13 protein-coding genes are annotated in these 15,655 nt (G+C 69.0%); 9 read left to right on the top strand and 4 right to left on the bottom strand.

Annotated features, from left to right (window positions below; translation table 11 throughout):
• Positions 1–119: 119 nt before the first annotated feature.
• Positions 120–1,037: a LysR family transcriptional regulator gene (locus tag CFB41_RS23805; protein ID WP_089458109.1), complete on the bottom strand. Its 918-nt coding sequence runs from the start codon at positions 1,035–1,037 to the stop codon at positions 120–122.
• 317 nt (positions 1,038–1,354) lie between these two features.
• Between CFB41_RS23805 and CFB41_RS23800 the strand changes: the two genes are divergently transcribed.
• From CFB41_RS23800 to CFB41_RS23765, 8 genes are all read left to right on the top strand, one after another.
• Positions 1,355–2,839, top strand: a complete 1,485-nt coding sequence (locus tag CFB41_RS23800; RefSeq protein WP_089458108.1) for a PLP-dependent aminotransferase family protein — start codon at positions 1,355–1,357, stop codon at positions 2,837–2,839.
• A 95-nt stretch (positions 2,840–2,934) separates the two neighbouring features.
• Entirely contained in the window at positions 2,935–3,372 is a 438-nt protein-coding gene (locus CFB41_RS23795; RefSeq protein WP_089442590.1) for a carboxymuconolactone decarboxylase family protein, read from the top strand.
• 10 nt (positions 3,373–3,382) lie between these two features.
• Positions 3,383–3,805 (top strand): cupin domain-containing protein, encoded by a 423-nt coding sequence (locus tag CFB41_RS23790; protein WP_089458107.1) that lies wholly within the window; start codon positions 3,383–3,385, stop codon positions 3,803–3,805.
• Positions 3,806–4,059: 254 nt separating this feature from the next.
• The gene (locus CFB41_RS23785; RefSeq protein ID WP_089442592.1) at positions 4,060–4,767 is read left to right on the top strand and encodes a TetR/AcrR family transcriptional regulator; all 708 of its coding nucleotides are present in this window, start codon (positions 4,060–4,062) and stop codon (positions 4,765–4,767) included.
• Positions 4,764–5,738: an HlyD family secretion protein gene (locus tag CFB41_RS23780; protein ID WP_089458106.1), complete on the top strand. Its 975-nt coding sequence runs from the start codon at positions 4,764–4,766 to the stop codon at positions 5,736–5,738. The genes CFB41_RS23785 and CFB41_RS23780 overlap by 4 nt, the downstream gene beginning before the upstream one ends.
• On the top strand, positions 5,735–6,694 hold the full coding sequence (locus CFB41_RS23775; protein ID WP_089458105.1) for an ABC transporter ATP-binding protein: 960 nt from the start codon (positions 5,735–5,737) through the stop codon (positions 6,692–6,694). Before CFB41_RS23780 ends, CFB41_RS23775 begins: the two co-directional genes overlap by 4 nt.
• Positions 6,691–7,845 (top strand): ABC transporter permease, encoded by a 1,155-nt coding sequence (locus tag CFB41_RS23770; protein WP_089458104.1) that lies wholly within the window; start codon positions 6,691–6,693, stop codon positions 7,843–7,845. Before CFB41_RS23775 ends, CFB41_RS23770 begins: the two co-directional genes overlap by 4 nt.
• Positions 7,846–7,855: 10 nt before the next feature.
• Positions 7,856–9,352 (top strand): efflux transporter outer membrane subunit, encoded by a 1,497-nt coding sequence (locus CFB41_RS23765; RefSeq protein ID WP_089458103.1) that lies wholly within the window; start codon positions 7,856–7,858, stop codon positions 9,350–9,352.
• Positions 9,353–9,576: 224 nt separating this feature from the next.
• On the opposite strand, the gene CFB41_RS23760 is transcribed toward CFB41_RS23765, so the two are convergent.
• Both CFB41_RS23760 and CFB41_RS23755 read right to left on the bottom strand, forming a co-directional pair.
• The gene (locus CFB41_RS23760) at positions 9,577–10,791 is read right to left on the bottom strand and encodes a porin (RefSeq protein WP_089442597.1); all 1,215 of its coding nucleotides are present in this window, start codon (positions 10,789–10,791) and stop codon (positions 9,577–9,579) included.
• Positions 10,792–11,281: 490 nt separating this feature from the next.
• Positions 11,282–12,346 carry a phytoene/squalene synthase family protein gene (locus tag CFB41_RS23755; protein WP_089458102.1) on the bottom strand — a complete coding sequence of 355 codons (1,065 nt, stop codon included), beginning with the start codon at positions 12,344–12,346 and terminating at the stop codon, positions 11,282–11,284.
• A gap of 375 nt (positions 12,347–12,721) precedes the next feature.
• Between CFB41_RS23755 and CFB41_RS23750 the strand changes: the two genes are divergently transcribed.
• Positions 12,722–13,864, top strand: coding sequence for a glycerophosphodiester phosphodiesterase (locus CFB41_RS23750; protein WP_089458101.1), 1,143 nt, complete (start codon positions 12,722–12,724; stop codon positions 13,862–13,864).
• Between the two features lie 64 nt (positions 13,865–13,928).
• Here CFB41_RS23750 and CFB41_RS23745 read toward each other — a convergent pair whose 3' ends face one another.
• Positions 13,929–15,557, bottom strand: a complete 1,629-nt coding sequence (locus CFB41_RS23745) for a rhodanese-related sulfurtransferase (protein WP_089458100.1) — start codon at positions 15,555–15,557, stop codon at positions 13,929–13,931.
• Between the last annotated feature and the right edge of the window lie 98 nt (positions 15,558–15,655).

Below are 15,655 nucleotides of genomic sequence, written 5' to 3'. Positions count from 1 at the left end.
GCCCGGTCATGCCGTACGACGGGCATGACGAACATGTTCGAAATCTTCGAACGTGTTTGGGCGGAGGGATTCGGACGCCCCATTCCGTTCCGTCCCATTCCGTCCTGTTCCGCGCCGCGTCAGCCGACTACGTCGATGCCGTCGAGCAGGCGCTGCGCGAGCCGCGGTTCGCGCAATTGCTCGAGCCACCATTGCAGCGCGCGGCCGTCCCGGTCGCCGTGCCACGCGACATACAGCAGGTTCGGCTCGCGCGGATCGGCCGTCTGTTTTTCCACGAGTTCGCCGCGGGCGAGCAGCGACGCCACGCGCCGGCGCGGCACCCAGCCGACGCCGAGCCCGTCGCGCTGCGCGAGGATCTTCGCGCGCATCGACGGCACCGCCAGCACGGCCTGGCCGCCAAGCAGGCCATACGCGCGACCGGCCGCGCGCCGTGACGAATCGGCGACGACGACGGCCCGGTGCGCGCCGATCGCGTCGCGCGTCAGCGCGCCGCTCACGGCGGCCAGCGGATGGCGCGGCGACACCGCGAACACCCACTCCATCGCGCCCAGCTCGAACCACTTGAAACCGGGAATCGCCGGCGGCTCGTTGGTCGCGCCGATCACCAGGTCCGCGCGCCCATCGCGCAGCGCTTCCCAGGTTCCGCCGAGCACTTCGTGCGTGAAACGCAGCGATACGCCCGAGTCGAGCGCATCGAACGCGCGCACGACCGGCAGCAGCGTGTCGAACTCCAGCACCTCGTCGCTGACGATCCACAGCCGGTCTTCCCAGCCGCTCGCGACCTGCCGCACGCGCTGCGTCAGCCGCGCGACGTCCAGCGCCAGCCGCGCCGCTTCGTCGGTCAGCAACTGGCCGGCCGGCGTGAGCTGCAGCCGGTAGCCGCGGCGGTCGAACAGCAGTGCGTCGAAGCGCGTTTCGAGCTGGCGCGCCGCGTGCGACACCGTCGACGGCGCCTTGCCGAGCCGCGCGGCCGCGCGCGACAGGCTGCCGGTGGCGCGGATCGCGTCGAGCAGCGCAAGTTCGTCTTCGGACAGCATGGGCACGCTCCGGTGTGAGGTTGTCGTGGATCTGTCGTGGATCGTAAGGCAGCGGCGGGCCGAGGTCCAATCGCGCGACGGGGCCGCGTCGTCTGACGACGCCCGTCACTCCTGACGGATGCCCCCGGGCCAGCGTTGCAGGATGCACCGTTTCGCCGGCCGCCCGCGTCGCCCTGCCGGGATGCCGTGCACCGTGCGGCCGGTTCGTGCATCGAGCGCAACCCGCGAGCCGTCACGCCGCGCGGAACCACCCATTCTTTCGTCGCCTTCGGTATGCTGATCGACACGAAATTTCAGCAATCGAGGTAACCACTGCGATGGACATCGCGATCCGCATCGAAGGCCGTCACGACCTGACGGGGCAGATCTTCCGGCAACTGCGCACCGCGATCGTCGACGGGCGGCTCGCCGGCGGCGCGCGGCTGCCGTCGACGCGCGACCTCGCGAAACAGCTCGGCGTATCGCGCAAGACGACGCTCGACGCGTTCGAGCGTCTCGTCGCCGAGGGTTACCTGACCACGCGCGCGGGCGACGGCACGTTCGTCGCCGACGGCCTCGCGCGCGTGCCGCACGCCGCGGCCATGTCGGCGCCCTCCCTCGTCGAATACACGCCGCGCATCGACGCGGTCGACGCGCGTGCCCTATGGGACGACCTGCCCGACGCGCTCGCGATGCCCGCGCCGCAGGATACGCCGGGCTTCGACTTCCGCGGCGGCGTGACCGACAAGGCGCTGTTCCCGTTCGACGCGTGGCGGCGCTGCCTGCATCACGCGCTGCGTCAGCAGATGCGCGGCCCCGCCCACTACCACGACCCGGCCGGCGATCCGCAATTGCGCGGCGCGATCGCGCGCTACGTCGCGTTCAGCCGCGCGGTCGCGTGCGGCTGGGACGACGTGCTCGTCACGCAAGGCGCGCAACAGGCGCTCGACCTGATCGCCCGCGTCGTCGTGCGACCGGGCGACGTGGTGGCGGTCGAGGATCCCGGCTATCCGCCCGCCCGCGCCGTGTTCGCGTCGCTCGGCGCGACGGTGATCGGCGTCCCGGTCGACGCGCACGGGCTGGTAACGGAACGGCTGCCCGACGACGCGCGCCTCGTCTACGTGACGCCGTCGCATCAGTTCCCGCTCGGGATGCCGATGACGCTGGACCGGCGCGTCGCGCTGCTCGAATGGGCGCAGCGCCGCCGCGCGGTGATCATCGAGGACGACTACGACGGCGAGTTCCGCTTCGAAGGCCGGCCGGTGGAATCGCTGAAGAGCCTCGACCGCACGGGCCTCGTCGCGTATGTCGGCACGTTCTCGAAGACGATCTTTCCGGAGCTGCGGATCGGCTACGCGATTCCGCCGCGCGCGCTGCGCGGCGCGCTGACCAAGGCGAAGCAGATCGTCGACTGGCACACCTGCACGCTGACGCAGGCGGCGCTTGCGCGCTTCATGCTCGAAGGCGATTTCGCGCGGCACCTGAAGCGCGTGCAGAAGCACTACGATGCGCGCCGCAAGATGCTGATCGCGCATCTGCGCGGCGCACTCGCGCCGTGGTTCGACGCGATCGTGCCGACCGCCGGCATCCACCTCGCGGCCTACCTGAAGCAGGGGCTCGACGAAGCGGCGCTGGTCCGCGCGGCCCGTGCGCAGGACATCGGCCTGTACGGCATCTCGTCGTTCCACGTCGGCGTGCCGGTGCGTGCGGGGCTGCTGTTCGGCTATGGCGGGATCGACACGCTGCGCATCGACACGGCGCTCGCGACGCTGGCCGGCCTGCTGGGTTCGGATGGCGTCGGCGGCTCGGCACTGGTTACCTGAATTTTCCAGAAATTGGCCATTCAAGCAGGCCAGCGTCGGTCTTAAAGTGGGTCCTGTCGCGCCACCCGCGCGCTCCAACCGAAAAAGGACCTGCCATGCAACCTCGCCTGAACTTCTACGCCGCCAGCCCGAATGCGATCAAGGTAATGCGCAACGCCGAGGAATTCCTCGCGAAAAGCTCGATCGAGAAGCCGCTCGCCGAACTCGTCCGGCTGCGCGCGTCGCAGATCAACGGCTGCGCGTTCTGCGTCGACATGCACACGACCGACGCGCGCAAGGGCGGCGAAACCGACCGCCGCCTGGCCACCGTCGTCTCGTGGCGCGAGACGCCGTTCTTCACCGAGCGCGAACGCGCAGCGCTGGAATGGACCGAGGCGCTGACGCTGGTCGCCAGCAACCACGTGCCCGACGCCGTCTGGGAAGCCGTGAAGCCGCATTTCACCGATGAGGAGCTGTTCGACCTGTCGATGCTGATCGCGACGATCAATTCGTGGAACCGCTTCGCGATCGCGTTCCGCAAGATGCCCGAGTAAGGAGACGACGATGATGGACGCCACGCTCCGTCGCGCCGCCCTGTGCGTATCGCTCGCGGCCGGCGCAGCGCTGCTGCCGGCCGCTGCCCGGGCGCACGACACCGGCGACGACGTGCACACGATCCTGCAGCAGGCCGTGCCCGAAGCGCCCGGCAAGCTCGCGGTCGTCGCGACCGTCGACTATGCGCCCGGCCAGGCCTCCGAAGCCCATCGGCACCTCGGCTCGGTGTTCGCGGTCGTGTCGAAAGGCGCGGTGCTGTCGCAGGTGAACGGCGGCCCGCTGCACCGCTACCGCGCCGGCGAAGGCTGGTACGAGGCGCCCGGCTCGCGCCACACGGTGTCGCGCAACGCGAGCGCGACCGAGCCGGCTCAGCTCGTCGTATTCGGGTTGACCGGCGAACACGTGCCACTGACATCGCCGATCGATCAGTAACCGCTTTCCGGGGGGCGTGCGATCGTCCAGGCACACGCCCCCGCTTCGCGACCGGTTTTCCATACCGTGGGTCAGCCACGCCTCCCGTTTCTCCATTAGCTGCTCCCTACACTCCGCCACGGGCTTGCCGTACCGCGCCGCATCCGTCCCCTCCTCGCCCGCCCGCGTCCCCTTTCGACGCTCGCCTGATCGCGATCAACCCGGACGGAAACCCTTCCTTGAAATTAACTAACGCATCAATTAGCGTCGATTTCATGAACGCGAAATCCACCGTCGCCAGGCCGCGCGGGCGCCGCCCGTCGGTCGACGATTTCGACCTGCGCGACCACATGCTCGACGTCGCGATGCAGCTGTTCGCCGAGCGCGGGATCGCCGCGACGACCGTCGCGCAGATCGCCGCCGCCACCGGTGTCACGTCGGCGATGGTTCACTACTACTTCACGAATCGCGAGCAACTGCTCGATGCGATCGTCGAGGAACGGCTCGCGCAGGCCATCGCGTTCGTGTGGCGGCCGACCGAGCCGCAGATCGAAAACGATCCGTTCGCGCTCGTCGCCGAACTCGTCGACCGCTTCTTCGACGTCACGCACCGCATGCCATGGCTGCCATCGATCTGGCTGCGCGAGATCATTCATGAGGGCGGATTGCTGCGCGAGCGGATGGTCCGCCGCATTCCGCTCGAACATGTCGGGCGCTTCGCCGAACGCATCCGCGGCGCGCAGCAGGCCGGCACGCTGAATCCCGCGCTCGAACCGGCGTTCCTGTTCCATTCGATCATCGCGCTGGTGATGCTGCCGCTCGCGACCGCGAAACTGTGGCAAAGCGCGCGCGGCGGCCTGCCGCCGATCGAGCGCGACGTGCTGCACCGCCACGTCCGCGCGCTGCTCGGTTCGGGCATGCAGCCGCCGGCCGCCGCGCCGCACGCACGGGCCCGCTCGCCCTCGCCACGGAGGCCGTCATGAACGCGCCCCGCGCGCGGCCGCCCGCGCTGGCCACCGCCGTCGCCGCCCTCGCACTGCTCGCCGGTTGCGGACGGCCAGCGAGCCACGGCACGACCTACCAGGGCTACGTCGAAGGCGAATTCGTGTACCTGTCGTCGTCGCAGTCGGGCACGCTGACGCAGTTGTCGGTCGCGCGCGGCCAGACCCTCGCCGCCGGCGCGCCGGCCTTCTCGCTCGAAGCCGTCAGCGAAGCGGCCGCGCTGCTGCAGGCGCAGCACCAGCTTGCAGCCGCCCGCGCGCAGCTTGCCGACCTGCAAACGGGCAAGCGCCCGCCGGAAATCGCGGTCACGCAGGCGCAGCTCGCGCAGTCCACCGCGCAGGCCGCGCGAGCCGCCGCGCAACTCGCGCGCGATGAAAGCCAGTACGCCGCTGGCGGCCTGTCGAAACAGCAGCTCGACGATTCGCGCACGTCCGCGCAAACGACTGCCGCGCAGATGCGCGAACTGCAGAAACAGGTCGACGTCGCGCGCCTGCCGGGCCGCGCGCAGCAGGTCGCCGCACAGGCCGCGCAGGTCGACGCCGCACAGGCGGCGGTCGCCGAGGCGCAATGGAAGCTCGACCAGAAGCGCGTCGCCGCGCCCGCCGCCGGGCGCGTGTACGACACGCTGTACCGCGTCGGCGAATGGGTACAGGCCGGCAATCCGGTCGTGCAGATGCTGCCGCCGCAAAACCTGAAGGTGCGCTTCTTCGTGCCGGAGGCCGCGATCGCCTCGCTCGCGCCCGGGCGCACGGTCGCGATCCACTGCGACGGCTGTGCGACCGACGTCCCCGCGCGCATCACCTACGTGTCGAGCGAGGCCGAATACACGCCGCCCGTGATCTACAGCAACGAGAGCCGGACCAAGCTCGTGTTCATGATCGAGGCGCGCCCGGCCACCATCGACGCGCCAAAGCTGCATCCGGGCCAGCCCGTCGCCGTGAGGGTGCCATGAGCGCGCCGCCCGCACCGTATGCGATCGACGTCGATCGCCTGAACAAGCATTTCGGCGACAAGCACGTCGTGAAGGACGTGTCGCTGCGCGTCGCGCGCGGCGAGATCTTCGGCTTTCTCGGGCCGAACGGCAGCGGCAAGACCACGTCGATCCGGATGATGTGCGGGCTGCTCACGCCCGACTCGGGCAGCGGCACCTGCCTCGGCTACGACATCGTGCGCGACAGCGCGCAGATCAAGCGGCGCGTCGGCTACATGACGCAGCGCTTCTCGTACTGGGAAGACCTGTCGATCCGCGAGAACCTCGACTTCGTCGCCCGCGTGTACGGGATGCCCGACCGCAAGGCGGCCGTCGCGCGCGCACTCGACGGGCTCGGCCTCGCGAGCCGCGCGGACCAGCTCACGGGCGCGCTGTCAGGCGGCTGGAAGCAGCGCCTCGCGCTGGCCGCCTGCATGCTGCACGAGCCGGCGCTGCTGCTGCTCGACGAACCGACGGCCGGCGTCGATCCGGCCGCACGCCGCGACTTCTGGGAAGAACTGCACCGGCTGGCCGCGCAAGGGATCTCGGTGCTCGTCAGCACGCACTACATGGACGAGGCCGAGCGCTGCCACAAGCTCGCATACATCGCGTACGGCGAGCTGCTCGCGCAGGGCACCTCGACGGAGATCGTCGCGTCGCAGGGGCTCGCGACCCGCGCGATCATCGGCGCGCATCTGAGCGAACTGTCCGCGCGGCTGCGCACGATGCCGGGCGTCGAGCAGACGGTCGTGTTCGGCTCGGCGCTGCACGTGAGCGGCCGCGATCAGGCGCGGCTCGACGCGACGCTCGCGCAGGTCGCGGCGCAAGGCGACGGGCCTGCCGCGCTGCAGGTCGCGCCGATCGACACCGGGCTCGAGGACGTCTTCATCTACATGATGGGCCGCGCATCCGGGCCGCCCGGCGGAGCGTCGTCATGAACGCGTGGGCTCGCTTGCGCGATGCGTTTTCGGTCGCCCGCTGGTGGAGCATCGTGCTGAAGGAATTCCTGCAGCTGCGGCGCGACCGCGTGACGTTCGCGATGATCGTCGGCGTGCCGATCATCCAGCTCACGCTGTTCGGTTTCGCGATCAACACCGATCCGAAACACCTGCCCACGGCGGTGATCGTCGCCGATGCGAGCCCGTTCGCGCGCAGCTTCGTCGCCGCGATGCGTAATTCCGCGTACTTCGACATCGTCGCGACGCTGCCCGACGAGGCGGCCGGCCGGCATGCGCTCGCCCGCGGCGACGTGCAGTTCGTGCTGAGCGTGCCGGCCGATTTCTCGCGGCGGCTGCTGCGCGGCGAGCGTCCGTCGCTGCTCGTCGAGGCGGACGCGACCGATCCCGTCGCGACCGCGTCGGCGATCGGTGCGCTGCCGGGCCTCGTGCAGCCCGTCGCGAACAAGGACCTGACGGGCCCGCTCGCCTACCTGAACGGCCGCCCGGCCGCGTTCGACATCGTGCTGCACCGGCTGTACAACCCCGAGGGCATCACGCAGTACAACGTCGTGCCGGGCCTGATGGGCGTGATCCTGACGATGACGATGGTGATGATGACGGGCCTCGCGATCACGCGCGAACGCGAGCGCGGCACGATGGAGAACCTGCTCGCCACACCGGTGCGGCCGCTCGAGGTGATGACGGGCAAGATCGTCCCGTACGTGCTGATCGGGCTGATCCAGGTGTCGATCATCGTCGCCGCGGCTCGCTTCGTGTTCGACGTGCCGTTCGTCGGCGGTGTGTTCGCGATCTACCTGTCCGCGCTGCTGTTCATCGCCGCGAACCTGACGGTCGGCATCACGCTGTCGTCGCTCGCGCAGAACCAGTTGCAGGCGATGCAGCTCGCGGTGTTCTACTTCCTGCCGAACATCCTGCTGTCGGGCTTCATGTTCCCGTTTGCCGGGATGCCGAAGTGGGCGCAGTTCGTCGGCAACCTGCTGCCGCTCACCTACTTCAACCGCCTCGTGCGCGGCATCCTGCTGAAAGGCAACGGCTGGAGCGACCTGTGGCCGTCGGTGTGGCCGGTCGCGCTGTTCACCGTCGTCGTGATGGGCGTCGCGCTGCGCTTCTACCGACGTACGCTCGACTAGGCGCCGCACGATGAAACCGGCTTCGCGTCGCCCCTTCCATGTTGGCCCTGCTGCTCGCGGCTGTGCGCTGGCCGTCGCGCTGCTCGTCGCGGGATGCGCGGTCGGGCCGGATTTCCACGCGCCCGACGCGCCGGCCACGCAGCACTACACGCGCGGCGAGCCGCCCGCGACGACGACCGCCACCGCCGGCCCGAACGGCGACGCGCAGATATTCGCACCGGCCACGCATACGCCGCAGCACTGGTGGACGCAGTTCGGCTCCGAACCGCTGAACCGGCTCGTCGATACCGCGTGGCACAACAGCCCGACGCTTGCCGAGGCCCGTGCGCGACTCGACGAAGCGCGGCAGAACCATGCGGCCGAAGCCGGCGCAACGATGCTGCCGAAAGTCGATACGAGCCTGTCGGCCACGCGCGAGCAAGTCGATACGACCGCGTTCGGCCTGCCCGCCAACGTGCCGAGCCCGGGGCCGTTCACGCTGTATGACGCGTCGGTCAGCGTGTCGTACGTACTCGATGTGTTCGGCGGCAACCGGCGTGCGCTCGAAGCGCTGCGCGCGCAAGTCGACTACCAGTCGTACACGCTCGACGCGGCGCGCCTGACGCTCGCGGGCAACGTCGTCGCGACCGCGATCCTGCGCGCATCGCTCGCGCAACAGGTCGCGCTCACGCGGCAACTGATCGATGCGCAAACGCGGCAGTTGCGCATCGTCGAAGCGCGTTTCGCGGCGGGTGGTGTTTCGCAGGCCGACGTGCATGCACAACGCGCACTGCTCGCACAGACGCAGGCGTCGCTGCCAGCGCTCGAGGCCCGCCTTGCTCAGGCCGGCCACCGGCTCGCGATCCTGCTCGGCGTGGCGCCGTCCGATGCCGTGCTGCCCGACCTCACCCTCGATGCGCTCGCGCTACCGCGCACGCTGCCCATCGCGCTGCCGTCGACGCTCGCACGCGAACGCCCCGACATCCGCGCGGCCGAAGCCATGCTGCACCAGGCGAGCGCGAACGTCGGCGTGGCCACCGCGAACCTGTATCCGCGCTTGTCGATTTCGGCGGGAATCGGCTCGGAGCGCACGCGCATCGCGGATCTCGTGAGCGGGCTCAACGTATGGAATGTCGGCCTCGGGCTGACGCAACCGCTCTTTCACGGCGGTGAACTGCGCGCGAAGAAACGTGCGGCCGAAGCGGCGTACGAAGCGGCGTTCGCGAGCTACCGGGAAACCGTGCTCGAGGCGCTCCAGCAGGTAGCCGACGCCATGCGCGCGGTCGAGCACGACGCGGCGACATTGCAGGCGAGAGACACCGCCGCGCAGGAAGCGGCGGCCAGCAACCGGATTGCCGGCGACCGTTACGCGGCGGGCGGAATCAGCACGTTCGACCTGCTCGACGCGCAGCGGCAGACGCTGCAGACGGCGCTCGATCGTACCCGCGCGCAGGCCGACCGGCTCGCCGATACGGCGGCGTTGTTTCAGGCACTGGCGGGAAGCTGGACGGATGGCGCGGCGGAGTGATCGGCTGGACGACATTGGCACGGGCCGGATGCTGCCGTCTGCACGCCGGGCACCGCATCAGCGGTGCGCTTGTCAGGCGCGGCATTCGTCGCCGTCCGCATCCGGTCGATGCCGGCCGGCGACGGCACCGGAATACGCACAATACGTACCGCAAACAAAAAACCGGCCCGAAGGCCGGTTCTTCAACCGCATGTCGTGAGCGGCGCTCGCGCGCCGCGCGACATTTAGAAGCGGTGGATCAGGCCGACGCCGACGCCGATCTGGTTCTGCTTCGAACCTGCGCCCACGCCGTCGCCGATGGACGTCGTTGCAGCGATGATCTTGCCGCCGTTCAGCGTGTTGCCGCTCGAATGCTGGTAAGCCTCAACTGCGTACAGGCCCGTGCGCTTCGACAGGCTGTAGTACTGCGACAGCGTGACCTGGTGGTACTTGGCCGAGCTGGTGATGCCGTTCGACTGCGTTGCTGCAGTGTACGAGTAGCCCGCTGCGAAGTCCCACTGAGCAGCTGCCTTCCAGTGCAGCACGGCGCCTGCCGTGTTGAAGATGGCCGTGTTGCGGAACGCCGAACCCGTGCCCGGCGTGTACTGGACGTTCGAGTACGATGCCGAGATGTCCCATGCCGGCGTGAACTGGTAGCCCGCCGTCACGGCGATACGCTGTTGCGATTGCGCCGTGGCATAGCCGTTGTTGATCGACGAAACAGCCGGCTGGTTGCCATCGCCCGATGCCGTCAGGCCGTTCTGGACCGTCGAGTTCGCGCCCCACACGCCGCCGCCGAGCGTCGCGTTGTTGACCTTCTGGTAGCCGACCGCGATGCCTGCCGGGCCGTTCAGGTACTGGATCGCCGCGCTCCACGTCGAGCCGCGGTTCGTCGCGCCTGCGACGCCGCCGAACGAGTACGAACCGCCGACCGTGAAGCCGTAGAACTTCGGCGACATGTAGACGAGCGAGTTGTTCGCACGGTAGCTCGTATCCAGCGAGTCGATATCGCCCGGGTGTGCGCCGTAGTAGCCGGTCAGCCAGGTCGTCGGGCTGTACGGCGACAGCAGCGTGTAGTACGCGGTGTACTGGCGGCCGGCCGTCAGCGTACCGTACGTGCTGTTGGTCAGGCCAACCCACGCCTGACGCGTGAAGATGCCATTGGTCCACTGCGACGAGCCGTTAGCCGTGTTGACGCCGGCTTCCAACTGGAAAATCGCCTTCGTGCCGCCGCCGAGATCTTCGCTGCCCTTCAGGCCGAAGCGGCTGCCTGCCCACACGCCGGTGGACATTTGCACCTTCGAGTGACCACCCGTGGTCGCACCGACGGCCGACGAGTTGTTCTGCCAAGCCAGACCGTTGTCGACGATACCGTACAGGGTCACGCTGCTCTGGGCGTGGGCGGCGGTAGCGGCTGCAAGGCCCACTGCCGTCATGGCGAAAGCGACGCGCTTTTTCATTGATTCTCCGTCCTCAAAGAATGATTTCTTTTCTGGTGTGGTTTTATGACTGACACATGTGCGAGTACATGCCGACGGGATTCTGACGGATTACCGATTATTTCCCAACATGCGCAGTCGGTCATCGTATGATCGACGCAACGCACGGGTTCACCAAGCGGTTACATAACACCTGAAAACGCTTACGCGGCGGGCCCTTCCGGCATTTCCCGGTGAAAACCCTAGCTTTACATTTTTACGGGTGCAACGCGACCGTCGGATGTCGTCAGATGCCTTCGGCAAAATACGTCTTACAAAAGCGCGACCGTGACTGACATCACGATTCACGCCGCCGCGAAGGATCGCTGACGTTCATGACACCCACGTTTCGCGACACGAAATAATGAAAACGTTTTTAGTCGAGGCGCGAAGAGACGGACGGTGATGGCCCGGCGAACGCGGGCCGAGGGGCGATGCCGGCATCTGTCGCGCCGGCATCGTTCAGTGCGTATCAGCGCGCGGCCGGTTGTGCGAGATGCGCGCTCACGGCATCGGCGAGCGCGGTCAGGCGCGCGCGAATCGCGGCGTTCGAGCCGACCAGCGCGAGCGACGACGCCATGATCCGGTAGACGCGCTTTCTCGGCACCTTGGCCGGCTTCGCCGGATCGAGCCACGCATCGTTGCCGGCCAGCAACTCGAGTGTTTCGAGGCCGATCATGATCGGCCACAGGCACGCGAGCCGCAGCCGCACGAAGCGGCGCGGGATCGCGAGCGTATACAGGCATGCGTCGCGATACTGGTCGAGCGTCACGCGCAGCAGGTCGACGAGCACGCCGCGCGCACGCGCCGACGCGTCGGGCGCCATCAGGTCGGCGACGCCGAGCCCATGCACACCCAGCACGTCGTCCGGCAGGTAACACCGGCCGATGCGCAGGTCCTTCCCGCAGTCGCGCAGGATGTTGGTCATCTGCAGCGCCTTGCCGAAACGGATGCCCTTCTCGCACATGTCCGGCAGGTTCCAGCCGCGCGCGGCCCGCGTGTGCATGCCCGTCATGTCGGTCCAGAACTCGCCCACGCAGCCGGCCACGAGATACGTGTAGCGGTCGAGTTCGCCGCGCGTCGGCAGCGACACGACGCGCCCCGACTGCTCGTCGGGGAACGTACGCAGGTCGAATACCATCCCCGCCGTCAGCGTCGCGACGACCTTGCGGATCGACGCGCGGTCGGCGTCCGGCTGCGTGCGCAGCAGCGCGAGCATCGGCTCGATCGAGCCGAGCAGCACGTGCTCGTGCGAATCGGTCTGCATCCGCGTCACGTCCTCGAGCGCGCGCGACAGCGCAACGCCGTCGCCGAGCCGCTCGACCTCGTCGCGCAGGTCGGTCAGCAACGCGGCCCGGCGATCCGGTGCGACGAGCGCCGTGTCGGCAATCGTGTCGGCCGCGCGCGCGAGCAGGTACGCGAGGCCGACCGGGTCGCGCATGCCGTCGGGCAGCACGCGCAGCGTCAGGTAGAAGGAGCGGGAAACGTTCTTCAGCAGGTCGCCGAGCAGGAAAGCGGAATCGGTTCGAGTGGTCATGGGTCGGGAAAAATCGGCCGGCGCGGGCCCCGGACGCACACGGGCGCCGGGCGCCCGCGCCGGCCCGCGAGTCGCCGCATCGGCGCGTCAGGCGGGCGTCGGCCCCGGCGCGGCGATGCAAAATTCCCGCAAGTTTAGTGCATCCGGCGGCCGGCCTGCCCGAGACGGCCGGAATGCGCCACACACCCGACTGCAATCCATCGCCCCGCCGCAGGCATCGCGCCCTGAAAATAGAGAACGGAAAGGCAAAAGTAATACATATGTAATTATTCGGTGCGACGATCGCGTCCCATTCGACGCCGTGCGACACGCCACGACAGCCGCGCCGCCGGATCGATCGCCCCTTTCCGACTCTCGTTTCGAAGGTTCATCGACATGCTCTTCAAGCGCCCGACCTCCCTGCGCTACGTTCCGTTCGCCTGTGCCGCCGCGTTCCTGCTCGCCGCGTGCGGCGGCGACGACGTCGCGTCCGATCCCACCCGGCCGATTTCCGCGAAGGTCCAGGTGGTCGGCCATCGCGGCGCGAGCGCGCTGCGCCCCGAACACACGCTCGCGTCCTATCGCAAGGCCGTCGAGGACGGCGCGGACGTGATCGAGCCCGACCTCGTGTCGACCCGCGACGGCGTGCTCGTCGCGCGTCACGAGAACGAGATCTCGGGCACGACGAACGTATCGACGCTGCCGCAGTTCGCGAGCCGCAAGGCGACCAAGACGATCGACGGCGCGGAGCTGACGGGTTGGTTCACCGAGGATTTCACGCTCGCCGAGCTGAAGACGCTGCGCGCCCGCGAGCGCATTTCGCAGGTGCGCCCCGCGAACACCGCGTACAACGACCAGTTCGAGATCCCGACCTTCGACGAGATCGTCGCGCTCGCGAAGCAGATGTCCGCGCAGACCGGCCGCACGATCCACCTGTATCCGGAAACCAAGCATCCGACCTATTTCCAGTCGATCGGCCTGCCGCTCGAGGACCGTCTCGTCGATGCGCTGCTGAAGGACACGTACACGGCGCGCACGGCGACCGTCTACATCCAGTCGTTCGAGGTCGCGAACCTGAAGACGATCCGCAACCGGATCAAGTCGAGCCAGCCGAACTGGAAGCTCGTGCAGCTGATGGACGAAGCCGGCCAGCGCCCGTACGACTTCGTGAAGGCGAACGACAAGCGCACCTACGGCGACCTGTCGACGCGCGACGGCATGCGCGAGATCGCGACCTACGCGAACGGCGTCGGCCCGTACAAGACGTCGATCATCGCGGTCGCCGCGGACGGCACGCTGCAGCAGCCGACGCCGTACGTGCGCTACGCGCACGAGGCCGGCCTCGTCGTGCATCCGTACACGTTCCGCCCGGAGAACAACTTCCTGCCCGCATCGCTGAAGGATGGCGGCACGCCGGCCACGCGCAACACGGCCGGCTCGGTGCGCGAGATCCAGGCGTACCTGCGCGCGGGCATCGACGGTTTCTTCACCGACGATCCGGCCGTCGGCCGCACGGCCGTCGATACGTTCAAGCGCTGACCTGCGCGCTGACCGGGCGCCACGTATGACCCACGACGCGTCGCGCCCGGTTGCACCGTATCGGTCAGATCACGTTGAAGTGATGCGTGCCGTCCCGCTTCAACTGATCGACCAATCCGTACTCCCAGTCGAGATACGCCTGCATCGCGGCCGCCGCGTTGTCGGTGCCTTCGTACGGGCGCCGGTAGCGGTCGACACGCGGTGACGCCAGATGCGTCTCGCCGCTTTCGAGCGGCAGCCCGGCGTCGATCCATGCGGCCGTGCCGCCGGTGAGCACCGAGATCTCGGCCGAAGCCGGCAGCAGCGCGCGGGCGTCGTCCGCCGCGAACCGCGCCAGCAGGCTCGACCCGCACGTGAACACATAGCGCTTCGCGGGCGGAATCGCCGCGAGCGCATCGCGCAACTGCGCACGCACCGCGAACCACGCACCGGGGATATGCCGCTTCACGTAGTTCGCGCTGGCCGTCACGTCGACGATCGCCAGCTCGCCCGGCGCGGCCTCCTTCAGCCAGCCCGCGAGCGTCGCGGGCGAGATGTCCTTCACAGCCGGCGTCGCCGGCACGTCGCGCGGCGGCTGGCCGCGCTCGCCGAACTTCGCCGTGCCGTCCTCCGGTTCGACGACACGCACGTCCCAACCCATCTGCGCGAGCCACGACGCGGTCATGTCGGCGCGCACGCCGTCGTCGTCGGCGAGCACGATCCGCGCGCCGCGCACGGCCGCGTGATGGTCGGTCTCCTGCACGAGCTGGCCGCCCGGCGTGCTCAGGAAGCCCGGCAGATGGCCGGCTTCGTATTCCTCCGGCGTGCGCACGTCGAAGCGGTACAGCGTGCGGCCCGGCACGTCGAGCGCGGCGACGTCCGCGAGCGCGATGCGCGGCACGCCCGCGCGTTCGGCCACCGCGCGCGCCGCCCGGCGTGCGTCGGCGCGCTGCGTCGCGTCGATGTCGTCCGGAAAGCGTCGCGCGGCGCCGCGTTCGAGCGTCTGGCCCGCGAGCGTCCAGCCGATCGTGCCGTTGCGCAGCGCGGCGACCGGATTCGGCAGCCCCGCGTTGACGAGCGACTGCGTGCCGATGATGCTGCGCGTGCGGCCCGCGCAGTTGACGATCACCTGCGTCGCCGGGTTCGGCGCGAGCGCGCGCACGCGCAGCACGAGCTCCGCGCCCGGCACGCTCGTCGACGTCGGGATGTTCATCGTCTGGTATTCGTCGAAGCGGCGCGCGTCGACGATCACGACGTCGGCCTTCGCATCGATCAGCGCCTGCACCTCCTGCGCGGACAGCGACGGCGTATGCCGCTCGGCCTCGACCCATTCGCCGAACGACTTGCTCGGCACGTTCACGTCGATGAACAGTTCGCCGCCCGCGGCGAGCCAGCCCGCGAGGCCGCCGTCGAGCAGCCGCACGTCGGTGTAGCCGAGCTGCGCGAGCTTGGCGGCCGCGCGCGGCGCGAGATCCTCGCCGCCCGCTTCGCCGAACACGACGATCGGCGTGTCGCGGCGCGGAATCCGCGTCCACGCGTCGAGTTCGAGTTTCGACAGCGGAAAGTTGGCGGCCCACAGCGGGTGGCCCTGCGCGTACGGATCTTCCTCGCGTACGTCGATCAGCGCGATCTCGTCGCGGGCCAGCAGGCGGGCGCGCACGTCCTGGTACGACGCGACGGGAAAGCGGGAGGTGGAGTCGGCGAATTGCGTCACGGTGTCTCTGTGTTGATTGAATGCGTTGAAGTCGGGGAAGAAAGCGGAACGGTTGAATCTCGGGCCGGCCGGCGCGTGCCGGCAACCGGCCGCGCGTG

Source organism: Burkholderia sp. AU33803 (genome assembly GCF_002223095.1).
In the GTDB taxonomy this organism is placed as follows: domain Bacteria; phylum Pseudomonadota; class Gammaproteobacteria; order Burkholderiales; family Burkholderiaceae; genus Burkholderia.
Note: the sequence above shows the minus strand (reverse complement) of the source record. Positions and strands in the feature narration are given on the sequence as shown.